Source organism: Roseospira visakhapatnamensis (assembly GCF_014197915.1).
Lineage (GTDB): Bacteria > Pseudomonadota > Alphaproteobacteria > Rhodospirillales > Rhodospirillaceae > Rhodospira > Rhodospira visakhapatnamensis.
This window is the reverse complement of sequence record NZ_JACIGK010000012.1, coordinates 122,334-140,473: the sequence shown is the minus strand read 5'-3', so window position 1 is coordinate 140,473 and position 18,140 is coordinate 122,334. Positions and strand designations below refer to the sequence as shown.

Here is an 18,140-nt window from a genome sequence, read left to right as displayed (position 1 = left end):
GGGACCCACGACACCATGATGGCGCCCTGGGATGTGCTGGAGACGGAGCTGGCGGCCTGGCACCGGTCGGGCCGGAGGGTGACGCTGTGGTGGCGCGACGACGACGCGGTGGCGGTCACCCCGGCCCTGGAGCATCTGGCGGCGCTTTCGGGCACGCACGCCGCGCCGGTAACCCTGGCCGTCATACCAGCCTTCGCGAAGCCGGAGCTGGCGTCCTTCGTCGCCACCCGTCCCATGCTGAGCGTGGCGCAACACGGTCACACCCATCACAACCACGCTCTTCCCGGCGCGCCGGCCAGCGAGTTTCCCACCGCGCGGTCCATGGAGGACCGTCTGGCCGACCTCGGTGCCGGCTGGCACCGCCTGACCGCCGTGTTCGGCGATCACCGTCCGGTGCCGATGCTGGTGGCCCCCTACAACAAGGTGGGCGACGACCTGCCGGAGGCGCTGCCGACCGTCGGCCTGAGCGCGCTGTCCGTGCACGGCCCCCGCGAGCAGTGGGGACCCGCCTGGGGGACGGCGCCGGTGGCCGTCGTCAACACCCATGTGGATCTGCTGCGCTGGCGCCCCGACGCCCAGTTCATTGGCGCCCACAAGACCATCCACCGGCTGGTGGCGGCGCTTCAGGCGCGTCGCCTGGGCCGTGACACCAACGACCTGCCCCGGGACCCCGACGAGCCCCTGGGCCTGCTCACCCATCACCTAGTGCACACGGACGACCTCTGGGCGTTTCTGGCCGAACTCCTCCCGCGCCTGACCCATCCGGCCGTGCGCTGGTGTGACGTCCGGACCCTGATCCAGGAGGCCGGCGCTCCGTGACCCAGGCCGCCACCGCCCCCCGCGCCGCCGCACCCACCCCGGAGGCGCCGTCCGGACACGACGACCTGCTGCGCGTACGCGACCTGGCCATCGACTTCCGCCTGCCCACCGGGCGCCTGCGGGCGGTGGATGGCGTGGGGTTCACGCTGCGCCGGGGGGCGTGTCTGGCCCTGGTGGGTGAATCGGGGTCGGGCAAGTCCACCATTGCCCAGTGCATCCAGGGGATCCTGCCGCACACTGCCGAGGTCGTCGGCGGCCGCGTGAGCCTGGCCGCCGGCCGCCACGGCGAGCCCTCGGTGGAGATCACCACCCTGGGCCGCGACAGCCGCTCCATGCTGGCCCTGCGCGGCAACCGGGTGGCCACCATTTTCCAGGAACCGATGACGGCGCTCTCGCCCCTCCACACCATCGGCGATCAGGTGGGCGAGCCGTTGCGCCTGCACGCCGGCCTGTCGCGCCGGCAGGCCCGCGCCGCCGCCGCCGACCTGCTGGACCGGGTGCGGTTCCCCGATCCCGCCCGGGCGGTCACGATGTATCCGTTCGAACTATCCGGCGGCCTGCGCCAGCGGGCGGTGATCGCCATGGCGCTGGCGGGCGAGCCGGACGTGCTGATCGCCGACGAACCCACGACCGCGCTGGACGTGACCACCCAGGCGGAGATCCTGGCGCTGATCGAGTCCCTGCGGCGCGATGCCGCGATGGCGGTGCTGCTGATCACCCATGACCTGGGGGTGGTCGCCCAACTGGCCGAGCACATGGTGGTGCTGCATCGCGGTCGCGTGCTGGAGGCCGGGCCGGTGCGCCCGTTGTTCCGCGCGCCGGGACATGCCTATCTGCGGGCGTTGATGGGGGCGGTGCCGCGCCTGCACGGCGCGGTCCGGGCGCGCCTGACGCCGCTCCGCGACATCCGCGTGGACACCACCCGCCTCGGCCCCGGTCACCGCGCCGACGCCGCCGCGCCGGGCCGCCGCGACGACCACCCCATGCTGACTCTGGACGGGCTGGAGAAGAGCTACCCCTTGCGCCACGGCGGGCTGTTCCGGCGCGAGGGCGGCCGGGTGCACGCGGTGCGCGGGGTGTCGCTGGACCTGCGCGCCGGATCCTGCCTGGGCCTAGTGGGAGAGAGCGGCTGCGGCAAGACCACCCTGATGCGCATGATCGCCGGGGTGTTGCAGCCCAGCGCCGGACGCGTGCTGTTCGACGCCGGCGACGGCGCCGGCGCGGCCGACGTGGCGACCATGGACCGCGCGCGCCTGACCCGCTACCGCCGCGAGGTCCAGTACGTGTTCCAGGATCCTTTCAGCAGCCTCAACCCGCGCATGACGGTGCGCGAGATCGTCTCCGAGCCGCTGTTGATCCACCGCCTTGGCGACGCCCGCCGCCGCACCGACACGGCGGCCGAACTGCTGCGCCTGGTGGGCCTGGACGCCCGCATGATGGGCCGCTACCCGCACAGCTTCTCGGGCGGACAGCGGCAACGGCTGTGCATCGCCCGGGCGCTGGCCCTCAATCCGCGCCTGTTGCTGTGCGACGAGCCGGTCTCGGCGCTGGACGTCTCGGTGCAGGCCCAGGTGCTCAACCTGCTGGCCGACCTGCGCCGGGCGCTGGGGCTCACCATGCTGTTCGTGTCCCACAACCTGGCCGTCGTGCGCCACGTGGCCGACCACATCGTCGTCATGTGCGCCGGGCGGCTGGTGGAGAAGGCGCCGGCGGGCACCCTGGTGACCGACGCCCGCCACCCCTACACCCGGGCCCTGCTGGCGGCGGTGCCGGAACCGGACCCGGACTGGCACCTCGACCCGGCCACCATGGCGGCGACGCGGGCGTCCGATCCGGACGGCTGGCCGGCGCCCTATCGGCCGGCGGCGAGTGGCGCGACGCGATGGTCCGCGGTCGGCGCGGACCATCTGGTGGCCGTGGGAGGTGAGATGTGACCACGACAACGAAGCGCCCCATGACCCTCGGGCGGACGGCCCTCGCGACGGCGATGCGACTGCCCTTGCTGCTGCCCTTGCTGCTGTCCTGGCTGCTCCCGCCGGGTCCGGTCCACGCCGCGCCCGTCGAGCCGCCGGTGCTGGCCGAGGCCGTGGCCGCCGGTGCCCTGCCCCCCATGGCCGCGCGCCTGCCGGCGGTGCCCCGGGTCATCGACCTGGCCGCGCGCGATCGCGAGACCGGCCGCCCCGGCGGACAGCTCGACACGCTGATGGGCAGCGCCAAGGACATCCGGTTGATGACCGTCTACGGCTACAGCCGATTGATGGGCTACGACACCGCCTTTCGCCTCGTCCCCGACATCCTGCGCGACGTCACCGTCGAGGACGGGCGCGTCTTCACCCTGCACCTGCGCCCCGGGCACCGCTGGTCCGACGGCCACCCGTTCACCACCCGGGACTTCCTGTACTGGTGGGAGGACATGGCCAACCACCCGCTGATCTCCCCCAGCGGCCCGCCCCCGGAGATGATGCCCCATGGGACGGCGCCAGAGGTGGAGGCCCTTGACGCGGTGACCATTCGCTACACCTGGGACAAGCCCAACCCGCTGTTCCTGCCGGCGCTGGCGGCGGCGCGGCCGCTGGAGATCGTGCGCCCCGCCCACTACCTGCGGCGGTTCCACGCCGACCATGCCGACCCGGCGGTCCTGGAGCGCCGGGTGCGAGACGGCCAGTACCGGGACTGGCGGGCGCTGCACTACGAGATGGACCGCTGGTACCGCAACACCAACCCGGCGCGGCCCAGCCTCGATCCCTGGGTCAACACCACGGAGCCGCCCGCGCAACGCTTCGTGTTCCGCCGCAATCCCTATTTCCACAGGGTGGACCCGACCGGCCAGCAACTGCCCTACATCGACAGCGTGGTGATCACCATCACCGACCCCAAGCTGGTGCCCGCGCGGGTCGGCGCCGGCGAGATGACGTTGCAGGCGCGCTACCTGGACTTCGCCAATTTCACCTTCCTGCGCGCGGCCGAGGGCCGCAACGGCACCCACGTGATGCTGTGGCGCGAGGGCAAGGGCGCCAGCGTGGCCCTCTATCCCAACCTAACCACCAACGACCGGGTGTGGCGGGCGGTCCTGCGTCAGGCGGACTTCCGCCGCGCCCTGTCGCTGGCCATCGACCGCCGCGAGATCAACCAGGTGGTGTTCTTCGGGCTGGGTCAGGAGACCAACAACACCATGTTGCGCGACAGCCCATTGCACAATTCGCGCAACGAGATCCTCTACACCCGGCGGGACGTGGAGGCCGCCAACGTCCTGCTGGACAGCCTGGGTCACACCGCGCGGGACAGCCAGGGGATCCGCCTGCTGCCCGACGGCCGGCCCATGGACCTGATCGTCGAGGAGGACGGCGAGAGCATCGAGCGCCTGGACGCGCTCCGCCTGATCAAGGACCAATGGCGGCGCATCGGCGTGCGGATGTTCATCCGCACCTTCTCCCGCGAGGTGCTCAAGCGGCGCGTCTACACCGGAAGCCCGCTGATGGTCGCCGCCGGTGGACTCAACAACGCCCTGGCCACCGCGATCATGCCGCCCAACGAACTGGTCCCCATCAGCCAGGACATGTGGCAGTGGTCCGCGTGGGGGCAGTATCGCGAGACCCGGGGCGCGGCGGGCGAACCGGTGGACCTGCCGGAGGTCAAGCGGTTGATGGCGCTCTATGATGCCTGGATGCTCTCGGACAGCGAGGCGCGCCAGGCCGAGATCTGGTCGGAGATTCTGGCCATCCACGCCGACCAGCAGTTCAGCATCGGCATCCTGGCCGGCGGCATGCAGCCGGTGGTGCGCGCGCTGGCCCTGCGCAACGTGCCGGAGGAAGCGCTCTACAACTGGAATCCCGGGGCCCATTTCGGCATCCACGGCATGGATACGTTCTTCCTGGCGCGGGAGCCGGACAGAGCGGGGGACTGACGCGGATCGCGCGCGCCAAGGCATCGCGGCGCCAACGCGGAGACCCGGACACGGAGAGGGGGGCTGATGGGCGGCTACCTGCTGCGACGGATCGGACTGATGGGCCTGACGCTGGTGGTGACCAGCGTCTTGGTGTTCATCATCATCCAGTTGCCACCCGGCGACTACCTGACCACCTACATCGAGGAACTGCGCGCTCAGGGCGAGATGGTGCCGCCCGAGCGCATCGCCTACATGCGCGAGCAGTACGGCCTGGACCAGCCCCTGGTGATGCAGTACCTGGCCTGGGCCGGCGGCCTGCTGACCGGCAACCTCGGCTACTCGTTCGAACACAGCGTCCCGGTCGCCTCGCTGATCGGCGACGTGTTCGTGCTCACCATCCTGGTCAACGCGGCGACCGTTCTGTTCGTCTACCTGATGGCCTTCCCCATCGGCCTCTACTCGGCCACCCACCGGTATTCCTGGAGTGACTACGGCCTCACCTTCATCGGCTTCCTCGGCCTGGCCACCCCCAACTTCCTGCTGGCGCTGATCCTGCTGTACCTGTCCAACCGCTGGTTCGGCACCGCCATCGGCGGCCTGATGGATCCGGTCTACCTGAACCAGCCCTGGAGCCTGGACAAGGCGCTGTCGGTGCTGGGGCATCTGTGGGTGCCGGTGGTGGTCATCGGCACCGCCGGCACGGCGGCGATGATCCGCCGCCTGCGGGCCAACCTGCTGGATGAGCTCCACCGCCCCTATGTGACCACGGCGCGGGCCAAGGGAGTCCCGCCGACGCGGCTGCTCTTGAAGTACCCCTTGCGCATGGCGCTCAACCCCTTCGTCGCGGACATCGGTAACCTGCTGCCGCAACTGGTGTCGGGGTCGGTGATCGTGTCGGCCGTCATGAGCCTGCCGACCACCGGGCCGCTGTTGCTGCGCGCGCTGGCGGCCCAGGACTACTACGTGGCCGGGGCCATGCTGATGTTCCTGGCGCTGCTGACGGTGGCCGGGCAACTGCTGTCCGACGTGCTGCTGGCGGTGCTGGATCCGCGCATTCGCCTGGGCGGAGGAACCCGCCGATGACCGCCCCGCCCCCGACCGGCCCCGGCTCCGGCCCCGCGTCCACGGCCGTCCCCGATCCGTCCGATCCGGACCGGCACTATGTCTGCGACCGGCCGTTCGATCCGACCGCCGAGGAGGTGTTGCCCGCCGCGCGCCAGAAGGAACTGGAGGCCGGCCACTGGCGCCTGATCTGGTGGCGGTTGCGCCGTCACCGGCTGGCGGTGGCCAGCGGCCTCGTGCTCATCGGCCTGTATCTTCTGGTGGCGTTCGCCGAGGTGGTCGCCCCCTACGCGCTCGGAGACCGAGACACGGGGTTCATCTACGCGCCGCCGCAGCAGGTGCGCCTGGTCCACGAGGGCCGCTTCATCGGTCCGTTCGTCTATCCACTGGCCTACCAGCTGGATATCGACCGCCTGCAACGGGTCTACACCCCGAACACCAGCCGGCCACAGCCACTGCGGTTCTTCTGTTCCGGCCCGGAGTACCGCTTCTGGGGGCTGATCCCGGGCACGGTTCACCTGGTCTGCCCGCCCGAGGGCGGTACGCTGTTCCTGCTGGGCACCGACCGGCTGGGCCAGGACATGGCCTCGCGGCTGATCCACGGCACGCGCATCTCCATGACCGTGGGCCTGTTCGGGATCGCCGTCAGCTTCGTGATCGGCCTCACCCTGGGGGGCATGGCGGGCTACTTCGGCGGCTGGGTGGACACGGTGGTGCAGCGGGCCATCGAGATCCTGCGCTCGCTGCCCGAACTGCCGCTGTGGATGGCCCTGTCGGCGGCCGTGCCGGTGACCTGGAGCCCGATCGCCGTGTTCTTCTGCATCACCCTGATCCTCGGCCTGATCGACTGGCCGGGGCTGGCGCGGGCGGTGCGGTCCAAGCTGCTGGCGCTGCGCGAGGAGGACTACGTGACCGCCGCCGCGCTGATGGGCGCCAGGCCCGGACGCATCATCGCCCGCCACCTGCTGCCCAACTTCTCGAGCCACCTGATCGCCTCTCTCACCCTGTCGGTGCCGGGCATGATCCTGGGGGAAACGGCGCTGTCGTTCCTGGGGCTGGGGCTGCGGCCGCCGATCACCAGTTGGGGGGTGATGCTCACCGAGGCCCAGAACATCGAGGCCGTGGTGCTGTACCCCTGGCTGATGACCCCCATGCTGGCGGTCATGGTGGCGGTGCTGGCGTTCAACTTCCTGGGCGACGGCCTGCGCGACGCCGCCGACCCCTACGACTGACCGGCGGGGCGCCGGTGTCTCGAACGCAAGATCACGTCGCCCGTCTCCCAGAATGCGAAACATCGCCTTTGCCGCGGGACTGTCCGGATGCGATCCGTTGCGTCCGACTGGACGCGTAGGGTACTCTATGGCGGGTTTCGCGGCGGATACCGCGCCGAGTCCCGGGGACGCGCGAGGTCGTTCCTGGCCGCGACGCGGTCGGCGGACCATGGCGCCAGCGCCCGTGCCGGTCCCGACCGCCGGTCCCAACCGTCGCGACACCCCACGGACCGGCGTCACCGGCACGATGTGTTTCTGGTTCGCCCTTCCCTCCCCTTGAACAACAGACGGTGACACGGGCCAGACAAGGGAGCGGGACGGCGCGAGAGCGGACGGACATGACATCATGAGGCGGGCATGCGCTCAGGCGCCTCGGCATAACGACAAACACCACAGAACGGGGGAACCATGACCATCATCCGATCTTCCTGGGGTCTGTCCTGGGTCACCGGCGCGGTCGCCGCCGTGACCCTGTCCACCGGCGCCTTGGCCGCCGAGCCCATCTACACCGGCGGGGAGGCCGGCAGCTACTTCGGGTCCTTCGGGCCGCTCGCCGTGGAGGTCCTGCGGAAGGAGTTCTTCGAGTACGAGGTCAGGACCAGCGCGGGCAGCGGCGAGAACATCCAGCAGGTGCTGCGCAACCCGCGCGCCATCGGCATGACCCAGACCGACGTGCTGGCCTATCAGGCATCCCAGAACCCGACCATCAGCGAGCAGATCACCATCATCCGCAACGACGTGGCCAACGAGTGCCTGTACGCCGTGACCACCGAGTCCAACGCCGAGCGCCTGGGCAACTGGGGATCGGTGACCGGCTACGCGCGGCGCCTGCGCTTCGCCATGGGATCCGAGGCCAGCGGCTCCGCCCAGACCTTCAAGCTGTTGCAGAGCTTCGACGAGAACCTGGCCCAGGCCAGCAAGGTCGAGTACATGGGCAGCACCGACGATGCCATCGACGCCGTCATCAACGGCGCCGCCGACATCGCCTTCTTCGTGCAGTTCCCCGATCCCTCCAACGCGCGCTTTGAACGCCTGAACGACGCCAAGATGGTGTTCGTCCCGGTGATCAACCGCACCATCCTGCGCCAGCGCTTCGCCGATGGGGAACGCGCCTATGTGCCGCTGGAGATCAAGGTCACCAGCGCCGGGCTGCTGAACTGGCAGGGCGTGGAGAAGATCGTCACCGCCTGCACGCCGCTGGCCTACATCACCGGCAAGCCCGATCTGGTCACCGCCGGCAGCGACGCCCGCCTCGACCACGAGGAGATGATCGAGGTGCTGCGCGCCGCCCCGTTGGGTGACCTGCAACCCCGGGCCGGCTGGTTCCAGTCCATGCTGGACGACCTGGTGGAGGTCTCCGAGCAGGGCCTGGAGAAGGCGCTGCAGGCCGTGGACGACGCGGCCCAGAGCGTCGCCCAGTAACCCACGTCTTGACACGAGCGGACGGCCGCCCGGCGCGGGCCGGGGCGCCGTCCGTGGCGCGGCGCGACACGACACGATGACACAAGCCCAGGCCACGTCATCCATCCGGTCCGGCGGGCCGGCATCGGCACCCCCTCGGGGGCGCCGGCCGTCACGCACCGTGACGCCGGGACCGTCCGGTGGTCGTGGTCCAAGGCCGGTGGTCGTGGCCCAAGAAACACATCGGTCGTCGCGCGGCGCCGAGACATAAAGCATGGTGCGTGAGTCTGGACTCGCGCACCATGCCCTAACATTCTGATATTTAAGCAAATCGTCGTCGCGATCCGGTTCGGATCGCTCGGGATTTGCTCTCAAGGAGAGGGACTCATGGCCAGTTCCAGGCTGACGTGGAACGGGTTCATCATCCGCTGGATGGTGGCGCTCGTTCTTGTGATCGCGACGTTCAACCCAACCAACTACTCCCTGTTCGGCTGGATCGCCAACACCTCGATCAACAGCGACCCGGCGTTGAAGACACTGCTGGCGGTCGTGCTGTTGATCGGGTTCATCATCTATCTGCGGGCCACCATGCGCTCCATCGGCCCCCTGGGCATCGGCCTTTTGGTGCTGCTGTTCGCCGTCTTCGGCTGGGTGGTCGTGGTGTATGCCGGCGCCGACTGGCTGACCGGCGATATCCTGATCTGGCTCGGCCTGATCGCGGTATCCCTGATCATGGCCGTGGGCATGGCCTGGTCCCACATCCGCCGCCGCCTGAGCGGCCAGGTCGACGTGGACGAGGCGGACATCGGCTGACACCGGTCCATGGTCGCCGGGCGGCGCCCACCGGCGCGCCCGGCTGACCACGCCCCGTCTCCACCCCTGGCCCCGGCTCCCCTCGAGAGCGGTGCCCCCCACGCGTCTCCCATCAGTCTCTCCCTTGGCCGACACGCTGGCCACCACCGAGAGGACGCTCCGGATGATGGCGGAGACCGCAGACGACGCGCCATCGACGCTCATGGAGACCGCCCCCCTGGACGGGATGGCGGAGACCGACGCCGATGTCCTGCCCGACACCTTCATCGCCGTGCCGCAAAGCGCCCTGATCGACCGGCTGGTGATCCACGGCAGCGGCGGACCGGACGGGTCGTCTCGGACGGCCGTCATGCGCGATATCTTCCGCATGCTGGGCCTGCTGTTCCGCATCGATGGCAGCGAGACCCTGGTGGGCCTGCGCGACGACTATCATCCCATCAACCCCGACCTGCCAACGCTCGCCGGATCGGCCGGGGCGGACAGCCACGCCGCCACCCACGCCGCCCTGGCCGCCCGCCTGCGCCGGGTGCTGATCCAGGCCAACTTCACGGTGGTGACCGACGACCGCCTGCGTCAGGCGGACGAAGAGTCGGCCGAGGTGCAGGCGCGCATCCGCGTGCCGCGGCGGTACTACGCCGATGTGGCCTTCTTCGCCCGGGGCCGGCGCCGCTGCCAGGCCACCCGGCGCTACCTGTTCGGCCTGATCACGCGCCAGCGGCCCATGATCCGCCTGCGCCACGTGGTGGTCATGATCCGCTTCCACGAACGGCTGCCCCTGCCCGACTGGCCATTGCCCAGGCGCGTGCTCCGGGCCTGGGGACCGGGACCCGTGGTGCGCCCGTTCGCCGGCAAGACCGTGATCAAGCTGTTCACCGACGTGGCCGAGGCCGACCTGAACATGCTCTACCCGGGCGCCCGGGCGGTGATGCGGACCCGCGACAAGCTGATGCTCGGGGTGCCGGCGGTGGCCGGCGGCGTGCCGATCATGCTCAACATCCTGCCGGCCCTGTCGGTGCTGGCGGTGGTGCTGGCCACCTGGATGGGCTTCGCCGCCGCCGGGTCGGTGGACAAGGCCGCCCTGACCAAGGCACTGGCGGCCATGAGCGCCCTGGCCGGCCTGGGCGGCTTCCTGATGCGCCAGATCATCAAGGTCGAACGGCAGGTTCTCAAGTACCAGATGGCCCTGACCGAAACCCTGTACGTCCGTAACGTCTGCAACAACGCCGCCGTGTTCGACTACCTGATCGGCACCGCCGAGGACCAGGAGTTCAAGGAAGCGGCGCTGGCCTACGTGCTGCTGGACCGGGCCGCGCGGCCCCTCGACGCCGCCGGCCTGAAGGTGGCGGTCGAGGACTGGGTGCGCCGCACCTTCGCCATGGCGGTGGATTTCGACATCACGGACGCGCTGGACAAGCTCGCGCGGCTCGACCTGGTCACCCGCCACGCGGACAATACCCTGACGGTCCCGGCGCCGGACGAGGCCCTGGACCGACTACGCGCCCGATGGCACGCCGAGGCCAGGGACAGCGCCCACGCCATGGCCGCCCTCGGTCCCTCCGGCGCGGGCGAGACCGCCGGCATGGACGCGGCGAACGGACGGTGAGCGGGGGGCGCGGCGGTCACGCCACCTGGCGGGGCGCGGCATCGCGCGGGCGCACCTCGCGGGCGATGTCGCCGCCCAGCACCTGGGCCGTGACATGCAGGTCGAAGCGGCTTTGCAGGTTCATCCAGTACAACGGCGAGGTGCCGAAACAGCGCCCCAGCCGCAACGCCACCTCGGCGCCGATGGACCGCTGCCCGGCGAGGATGTCCTCCAGCCGGTTGACGGGCACCCCAAGGTCGGCGGCCAACCCCTCGGCGCTGAGGCCGTGGGGCACCATGAAGCGCTTACGCAACACGGTGCCGGGGTGCTGGGTGCTGTCGGGCTGAGCCATGACGGGGGTCCGTGTTCCCGGGACGCCTGAATCGCCGGCCACGCGGCGGGATGGCGCCGAAAAAGGGGCGCCGGGGCCGGATGCCAAGTCCTGGGCCGGCGGCGCGGGCGGCAACCCGGCCTTCAGCCCGCGCGCTCCCTCGCGCGGTATCGCCGCTTCTGCGGGAAACGGGTCCTGCGCCCGTCCCCGTCAGGCTAGGAGGGCGCGGGACGGGAGTCAAACCAGCCCCCTCCGGCGGGACGGTTGCCCTGGGCCAAGCGCCCCGATATGGTGGGGAGGAACGAAACAAGCACCAGATATCCGCGCCGAACCCCCAGGCCCCCCGTTGGCCCCGGACCGGGGCCGGCGTCGAGTCCCGCACGGTGACCGCCCGTCCCCGCTGACCAGGATCCGCCCATGACCGACCCTTTCGACCTGACGGACGCGCCGCTTCCGCCCGCCCCCGCCGATCCGGCGGCACCCGACTCGCCGCCCTGGCTGGACGGCCTGAACCCGGAACAGCGCCGCGCCGTGGAGGCGACCGAGGGACCGGTGCTGGTGCTGTCCGGGGCCGGCACCGGCAAGACCCGGGTGCTGACCACGCGCGTGGCCCATATCCTCCACCAGGGACTGGCCCAGCCCTGGCGGGTGCTGGCGGTGACCTTCACCAACCGCGCCGCGCGCGAGATGCGCGCGCGACTCGGGGACATGATCGGCCCCACGTCCGAGAGTGTCTGGCTGGGCACCTTCCACGCGCTCTCCCTGCGGATCCTGCGCCGCCATGTCGGCCTGGTGGGCCTGCGCGACGGCTTCACCATCCTGGACGCCGACGATCAGCTTCGCCTGCTCAAGCAGATCATGGAGGGCCAGGGCCTGGACCCGCGCAAGGACCCGCCCAAGGTGGCCATGGCCCTGATCCAGCGCTGGAAGGATCGCGGCCTGACCCCCGACCGCGTTCCCGCCGAGGATGCCCGGGGCATCGCCGGCCGCCGGGCGCTGGACCTCTACGGCCGCTATCAGGCGCGGCTGCTGGAGCTGAACGCCTGCGACTTCGGCGACCTGCTGCTGCACTGTCTGCGGGTGTTGCAGGACAACCCCGAGATCGCCGCCGACTACCAGCGCCGCTTCCGCTACATCCTCGTGGACGAGTACCAGGACACCAACGTCGCGCAATACCTGTGGCTGCGCCTGCTGGCTGCCGGGCACAAGAACCTGTGCTGCGTGGGCGACGATGACCAGTCCATCTACTCCTGGCGCGGCGCCGAGGTGGGCAACATCCTGCGCTTCGAGAGCGACTACCCCGGCGCCACGGTGGTCCGCCTGGAGAGCAACTACCGCTCCACGGCGCCGATCCTGGGCGCCGCCTCGGGCCTGATCCGTCACAACGGGGGTCGCCTGGGCAAGGACTTGCGCGCCACCGGCGCCGCCGCCGACGATCCAGACGCCGCGCCCGTCAGGGTGCGGGGCCTGTGGGACGGCGAGGCCGAGGCCCGCTGGCTGGCCGAGGAGGTCGAATCCCTGACCCGCGAGGGGCACGGCCTGGGCAGCATGGCCATCCTGGTGCGCGCCGCCTTCCAGATGCGCGAATTCGAGGACCGGCTGATGACCTGCGGCATTCCGTTCCGCGTGGTCGGCGGTCCCCGCTTCTACGAGCGCCTGGAGATCCGGGACGCCCTGGCCTACCTGCGGCTCATCGCCCAGCCCGACGACGACCTGGCCTTCGAGCGCATCGTCAACAAGCCCAAGCGCGGCCTGGGCGAAGCCAGCCTGCAAGCGCTCCAGGCCCTGGCCCGCGCCCAGGGGGTGCCCTTGCTGGCCGCCGCCCGCGACCTGGGCACCACCGACGACCTGAAGCCCCGCGCCCGCAAGATCCTGGCCGGCTTCGTCGAGGATATCGGCCGCTGGCGCGACCTGCGGGACGGCCTGCCGCCGTCGGAACTCTGCGCCACCGTGCTGGAGGACAGCGGCTACGTGGCCATGTGGAAGGCCGACAAGAGCCCCGACGCACCGGGGCGTGTGGAGAACCTGGAGGAACTGGTCGGCGCCATCGCCGAGTTCGACAGCCTGGACGCCTTCCTGGAGCACATCGCCCTGGTGATGGAGAACGAGGGCAAGGCCGAACAGGACGGGATCACCCTGATGACGCTCCACGCCGCCAAGGGCCTGGAGTTCGACGTGGTGTTCCTGCCCGGCTGGGAGGAAGACCTGTTCCCCCACCGCCGCGCCCTGGAGGAGTCCGGCGATGCCGCCCTGGAGGAGGAACGCCGGCTGGCCTATGTGGGCCTGACGCGGGCGCGCAAGCGGGCTTTCGTGTCGTTCGCCGCCAACCGCCGCATCTACAACCAGTGGCAGGCCAGCCTGCCCAGCCGCTTCATCGATGAACTGCCCGAGGCGTTCACCGAGAAGGCCAGCGACACCGGCCTCTATGGCGCCGTCACCGCCGGCTTCGCCGAGCATCACGGCGGCTGGGCCACGCGCCACCCGCGCCGCGCCGCCGTCTCCCCCGGCACCGGGTCGTGGAAGGCCCGCGACCGGGAGGGCGAGGGCGACGACATCGCCATCGGCCAGCGGGTGTTCCACCAGAAGTTCGGCCGGGGCCAGGTGCTGGCCAACGACGGCGGCAAGCTGTCCGTCAACTTCGAGACCGGCGGCCTGAAAAAGGTGGTCGCGGGCTTCGTGGAGGTGGTGTAGGGGCCGTGTCGCCGCCCATCCTCCTCCAGTCCCGGAGGAGGGACGATATCGTGGTCCGTTGAGGAGCCCCCATGCCCCGCCGCTTTACCGAAGACACCCTGGTCGTCGCCAGCCACAACCCCGGCAAGGTGCGCGAGATCGCCGCCCTGCTGGCACCCTTCGGGCTGGCACGGGTGGTCGCCGCCGGCGACCTGGGCCTGCCGGAGCCGGAGGAGACCGGGAGCACCTTCGTCGCCAACGCCGACCTGAAGGCCCGCGCCGCCGCCACCGCCAGCGGTCACCCGGCCCTGGCCGACGATTCCGGGCTGGAGGTGGCCGCCCTGGACGGCGCGCCCGGCATCTATTCGGCCCGCTGGGCCGGTCCCGGCAAGGACTTCGCCGTCGCCATGGAGCGGGTGCGGACGGCGTTGGGCGACGCCCCTGATCGCGCCGCCAACTTCATCTGCGCCCTGTGCCTGGCCTGGCCGGACGGTCACACGGAGACCTTCGAGGGCACGGTGTTCGGCGATCTGGTCTGGCCGCCGCGAGGCGACAAGGGCTTCGGCTACGACCCCATCTTCCGGCCCACCGGCCACGCGATCACCTTCGCCGAGATGGACCCGGCCGCCAAGCACGCCATGAGCCATCGCGCCGCCGCCTTCAACCAGTTGGTCGCCGCCTGTTTCGGGGTATCGCGCTAAGCCCGCGGCCGATCCGTCCAGCGGCCCGGCCAGGGCGCACGGGAACCCGCCGCCGGCCCGGGTCAGGCGCGGCAGCACCGCGCGCCCGTCGACCGCCGGTCGGCCCCGGGGCACGCCATGGCAGGTCCCGTCACGACTCGCGGACACGCTTCAGGAACGCCTGCACCTCGCCTTGCAACTCGCTGGCCCGTTGCGTGAGTTCCCCGGCGGCCTGTAGCACCTGACGGGCGGCGCCGCTGGATTCCGTGGCGGCGGCGGACACGTCGTTGATGGACCGGCTGACATCCTCGGTCCCATGGGCCGCCTCGGCGGTGTTGCGGCTGACCTCGCCGATGGCCGCGTTCTGCTGTTCCACGGCGGCGGCGACGGCACCCGAGATCTCCTCGATCTGGGCCACGGTCCGGGTGAACTGGTCGATGGCGGTCACCGTGGCCTGGGTGTTCGCCTGCACCTGGCCGATGTGCTGGCCGATTTCCTCGGTGGCCTTGGCGGACTGACCGGCCAGGGCCTTGACCTCGCTGGCGACGACGGCGAAGCCCTTGCCGGCGTCCCCGGCGCGGGCCGCCTCGATGGTGGCGTTGAGCGCCAGCAGGTTGGTCTGGTCGGCGACGTCGGAGATCAGGCCCAGCACCTCGCTGATGCGGCCGGCCGCGTGATCCAGGGCCTGGACCATCTCGGTGGTGTGCGCGGCCTCGCCGACCGCCCCACGGGCCACGGTACTGGCCTGCTCCACCTGGCGGGCGATTTCCTGCACGGATGCCGCCAGTTCCTCGGTGGCGCTGGCCACGGTCTCCATGTTGGAGGCGGTCTGCTCGGCGACTCCAGCGACGGTGGTGGAGCGTTCCGTGGTGCGCTCGGCGATGTCGGTCAGCGCGCGCGCCGAGCTTTCCATCTCCTCGGCGGCGCCGGACACGCTGGTCACCACGCCGGCCACCTGGGACTCGAAGCGCTCGGCCATCATCAGGAGGGCCCGGCGGCGTTCGATCTCGGCCTGGCGGCGCTGTTCCTCCTGGTCCGCCTTCATCTGTTCCATTCGCAGGGCGTTGTCCTTGAACACCGCCATGGCCTGGGCCATGTCGCCGATCTCGTCACGGCGATCGGCGGCGGGAATGGCCACCGCCATGTCCCCCTTGGCGAGTTGACCCATGGCCTGGGTCATCCCCCCCAGGGGTACGGTGATCCCCCGCGAGACGACGACGCCGAGCACCGCCATCAAGACCAGGATGCCCAGGCCGGCCATCACCATGAACCCTTTCATGCGGTCCACCGGCGCCAGCACCTCGGCGACGTCGGCCTCGACCAGGACGACCCAGCGCGCGCCATGCACCGTCACGGGCGCGAACGCGGACACCACGGGACGGCCGCGATAGTCGTCGGCGATCATCACGCCCGACACGCCGGTCAGGGCCTCGCGCACCGGCGCCGTGTTCACGGTCCGCGACAGGATCGTGGACTCTTCGGAAAAGCGCGAGTCGCTGCGCATCAGGGCATCCTCGCCGACCAGATACGCCTCGCCGGTGTCGCCCATGCCGGCCGCGATCTGCATCACACCGTTGATGCGGCCGATGGGCATCTGGAAGGCGAGAACCCCCAGCAGCGTCCCGTCGCCCGCCGTCACCGCGCGGGCGATGAAACTGGCCGGCGCATTGTTGGACGGGGCATAGGGGGCGAAGTCCTGAAAGGCCACCCTGGCGCGGCCGGTGTCGGCCACGACCTCGCGGAAGACCCGGGCCAAACCGGTGTCCGACCAGCGACCACTCACGATATTGGTGGCGAAGTCGTTTTCCTTGAACACCGAGTAGATCACGGTGCCGTCGGGATCGAGCAGGAACACGTCGTAGTAGCCGCGCTGCTGCTGGAGGGTCCGGAACCAGGGATGAACGTCACCGTGAACCTGATCATAGGCCGTGCCGCCCGGGGCGGCGTCCAGCCGGTGCTTGTCCCCCGGGGGATTGGGGTTGGCCGTGATATAGGCCGCCTGCAAGGTTTTGGTGAGGTCGGCCCCAGCGCCCGTCAGGTCGGCTTGGGCGGCGGCGAACCGCCGGAGCGCCTCGGCGACGGTCTCGTCGGCGGCGACCACCGCCAGATCGGCATCGATGCCCGACAGATAGTCCGTCAAGGCACCGGCCCGCCCCTCGCGCAGGGCGATCAGCTTGCCCTTCGCTTCCTCGGTCATTTCCTCGGCCGCGTGCCAGTAGGCTAGGCCGCCGGTGATGACCACGGACAACAGCGCCATGACACCAATCACCAGGGGCAGCATGACGGCAATGCGATACGACGCTAACAGACGCGACATGAACACGGGTCCTTCACTGAACAGGGGACAATCGATCCGACGGCCATGGGACGTGCCGCGACGCCCGTGGATGACGCCTGCCCGCCCGCTCGTCCAAGACGCGCGGGACGGCCCTGGATGAGGGGACTCGCCGGGCGAGCAGGATCCACCATGTCGCGTCCCCCGAGACTGAGCGGACGGTTTCCGCGTGTCGGCGTGCCGGCCACCCCATGAAGACAGTCTTCTTTCGGTCCAGAAAGACGGTTGCGGGTCTCGCCTCTTCGCCGGATCGGAACATTGGGTCCTTACATTTTAGCGCGAGCTCTACTCGTTACTCACCAATAACGGCTGTGCCATGATGACCTGGAGTCGTGTGACATGAACGACAGCCCTCCGTTGACCAGACGTATGGACACGGTCGGACCGGCTCGGGGAACACCACACGACGCCGATCTCGATCCGATCACGCCATTTTGAGTCGCATTTTATTTTACCGGGAACAATCATACCACAGTCGGTTGAAAAACAACATGGGCATGTCTGCACTATATACAACAATAAACTCTAGCGCCTAAAAAACAGACAGCAAAATAGGTTCTTGGTTTATATTTGTGCAAACTCGCTCGATGAACTTGCGGCGAGTCCATACTATTGTCTTATCTATTTTCATACTGATATATCGTTTGGATATCCAATCGAATGCCCCATTCCCCGGACGCAACGCACCGGGGGGGCTGGTCACGATCGACTCGGCCGACTACACTGCCGCGACGTCGCTGGCGTGTTGGTCGCCGTTGACCCAAACCGCGACGACAGGTCCGCCGGTCCGCGAACGGAGGGCAACCGCATGAGAGCGGACAACCATGCCACGGCGGGGACACCGCCCGAGGGAACCTCGGCGGGCCCCCTGGAGACCATGCTGACCCTGACGCCGGGCGAAGTCCTGTTTCGCGAGGGCGACACCGGCGACCGGGCCTACGTGGTCCGGCACGGCCGCCTGGAGGTGTCGCGCCGCTTCGGATCCGCCGAGGTGGTCATCGCCGTGGACGGCCCGGGCACCATCGTCGGCGAAATGGCCCTGATCGACGACAGCCCGCGCAGCGCCACCGTGCGCGCCCTGGAGACCACGGAGGTGACCGTGATCCCCAAGGAAGCGTTCCAGTTCCACCTGGCGCGCACCGATCCCGTCACCCGCATGCTGCTGGAACGCTTCGTCACCATCATCCGCTCGATCAGTGCCGAGAACGTGCGCCTGATCCTGGGCATCCGCTGACGGCGCCATGGCGGCGGCCGACTCCCGGCCGCCCCGGCCACTCCCGGACCCCGCGA

Annotated in this window: 13 protein-coding genes; 11 read left to right on the top strand and 2 right to left on the bottom strand. The window is 70.1% G+C overall.

Annotated elements, in window-relative coordinates:
- Positions 1-15: 15 nt before the first annotated feature.
- From GGD89_RS09780 to GGD89_RS09745, 8 genes are all read left to right on the top strand, one after another.
- On the top strand, positions 16-819 hold the full coding sequence (locus GGD89_RS09780; RefSeq protein ID WP_184044604.1) for a polysaccharide deacetylase family protein: 804 nt from the start codon (positions 16-18) through the stop codon (positions 817-819).
- Complete coding sequence (locus GGD89_RS20380) at positions 816-2,753, top strand: dipeptide ABC transporter ATP-binding protein (RefSeq protein WP_184044602.1); 1,938 nt, start codon at positions 816-818, stop codon at positions 2,751-2,753. Before GGD89_RS09780 ends, GGD89_RS20380 begins: the two co-directional genes overlap by 4 nt.
- Complete coding sequence (locus tag GGD89_RS09770) at positions 2,750-4,723, top strand: ABC transporter substrate-binding protein (protein WP_221238395.1); 1,974 nt, start codon at positions 2,750-2,752, stop codon at positions 4,721-4,723. Before GGD89_RS20380 ends, GGD89_RS09770 begins: the two co-directional genes overlap by 4 nt.
- Before the next feature lie 66 nt (positions 4,724-4,789).
- Complete coding sequence (locus GGD89_RS09765; RefSeq protein WP_184044600.1) at positions 4,790-5,788, top strand: ABC transporter permease; 999 nt, start codon at positions 4,790-4,792, stop codon at positions 5,786-5,788.
- Entirely contained in the window at positions 5,785-6,999 is a 1,215-nt protein-coding gene (locus tag GGD89_RS09760; protein ID WP_184044598.1) for an ABC transporter permease, read from the top strand. The genes GGD89_RS09765 and GGD89_RS09760 overlap by 4 nt, the downstream gene beginning before the upstream one ends.
- A gap of 447 nt (positions 7,000-7,446) precedes the next feature.
- Complete coding sequence (locus tag GGD89_RS09755; protein ID WP_184044596.1) at positions 7,447-8,460, top strand: TAXI family TRAP transporter solute-binding subunit; 1,014 nt, start codon at positions 7,447-7,449, stop codon at positions 8,458-8,460.
- 366 nt (positions 8,461-8,826) lie between these two features.
- The gene (locus tag GGD89_RS09750; RefSeq protein ID WP_184044594.1) at positions 8,827-9,252 is read left to right on the top strand and encodes a DUF6524 family protein; all 426 of its coding nucleotides are present in this window, start codon (positions 8,827-8,829) and stop codon (positions 9,250-9,252) included.
- A gap of 166 nt (positions 9,253-9,418) precedes the next feature.
- Complete coding sequence (locus GGD89_RS09745; RefSeq protein ID WP_184044591.1) at positions 9,419-10,855, top strand: DUF3754 domain-containing protein; 1,437 nt, start codon at positions 9,419-9,421, stop codon at positions 10,853-10,855.
- A 16-nt stretch (positions 10,856-10,871) separates the two neighbouring features.
- On the opposite strand, the gene GGD89_RS09740 is transcribed toward GGD89_RS09745, so the two are convergent.
- A complete protein-coding gene (locus GGD89_RS09740) occupies positions 10,872-11,186 on the bottom strand; it encodes a HigA family addiction module antitoxin (RefSeq protein WP_184044589.1) in 315 nt (104 codons plus the stop codon).
- 396 nt (positions 11,187-11,582) lie between these two features.
- On the opposite strand from GGD89_RS09740, the gene GGD89_RS09735 reads away from it, so the two are divergent.
- A complete protein-coding gene (locus GGD89_RS09735) occupies positions 11,583-13,856 on the top strand; it encodes an ATP-dependent helicase (RefSeq protein WP_184044587.1) in 2,274 nt (757 codons plus the stop codon).
- A gap of 71 nt (positions 13,857-13,927) precedes the next feature.
- A complete protein-coding gene (gene rdgB / locus GGD89_RS09730) occupies positions 13,928-14,536 on the top strand; it encodes an RdgB/HAM1 family non-canonical purine NTP pyrophosphatase (protein ID WP_184044585.1) in 609 nt (202 codons plus the stop codon).
- A 130-nt stretch (positions 14,537-14,666) separates the two neighbouring features.
- On the opposite strand, the gene GGD89_RS09725 is transcribed toward rdgB, so the two are convergent.
- Positions 14,667-16,832, bottom strand: a complete 2,166-nt coding sequence (locus GGD89_RS09725) for a methyl-accepting chemotaxis protein (protein ID WP_184044583.1) — start codon at positions 16,830-16,832, stop codon at positions 14,667-14,669.
- Positions 16,833-17,658: 826 nt separating this feature from the next.
- Between GGD89_RS09725 and GGD89_RS09720 the strand changes: the two genes are divergently transcribed.
- On the top strand, positions 17,659-18,084 hold the full coding sequence (locus tag GGD89_RS09720; RefSeq protein ID WP_184044581.1) for a cyclic nucleotide-binding domain-containing protein: 426 nt from the start codon (positions 17,659-17,661) through the stop codon (positions 18,082-18,084).
- Positions 18,085-18,140: the final 56 nt, after the last annotated feature.

Excerpts from the sequence above, each read along its gene's own strand:
- GGD89_RS09780 (WP_184044604.1), top strand. The coding sequence starts at position 16 with ATGATGGCGCCCTGGGATGTGCTGGAGACGGAGCTGGCGGCCTGGCAC.
- GGD89_RS09765 (WP_184044600.1), top strand. The coding sequence starts at position 4,790 with ATGGGCGGCTACCTGCTGCGACGGATCGGACTGATGGGCCTGACGCTG.
- GGD89_RS09760 (WP_184044598.1), top strand. The coding sequence starts at position 5,785 with ATGACCGCCCCGCCCCCGACCGGCCCCGGCTCCGGCCCCGCGTCCACG.
- GGD89_RS09755 (WP_184044596.1), top strand. The coding sequence starts at position 7,447 with ATGACCATCATCCGATCTTCCTGGGGTCTGTCCTGGGTCACCGGCGCG.
- GGD89_RS09750 (WP_184044594.1), top strand. The coding sequence starts at position 8,827 with ATGGCCAGTTCCAGGCTGACGTGGAACGGGTTCATCATCCGCTGGATG.
- GGD89_RS09745 (WP_184044591.1), top strand. The coding sequence starts at position 9,419 with ATGGCGGAGACCGCAGACGACGCGCCATCGACGCTCATGGAGACCGCC.
- GGD89_RS09740 (WP_184044589.1), bottom strand. The coding sequence starts at position 11,186 with ATGGCTCAGCCCGACAGCACCCAGCACCCCGGCACCGTGTTGCGTAAG.
- GGD89_RS09735 (WP_184044587.1), top strand. The coding sequence starts at position 11,583 with ATGACCGACCCTTTCGACCTGACGGACGCGCCGCTTCCGCCCGCCCCC.
- rdgB (WP_184044585.1), top strand. The coding sequence starts at position 13,928 with ATGCCCCGCCGCTTTACCGAAGACACCCTGGTCGTCGCCAGCCACAAC.
- GGD89_RS09725 (WP_184044583.1), bottom strand. The coding sequence starts at position 16,832 with ATGTCGCGTCTGTTAGCGTCGTATCGCATTGCCGTCATGCTGCCCCTG.
- GGD89_RS09720 (WP_184044581.1), top strand. The coding sequence starts at position 17,659 with ATGAGAGCGGACAACCATGCCACGGCGGGGACACCGCCCGAGGGAACC.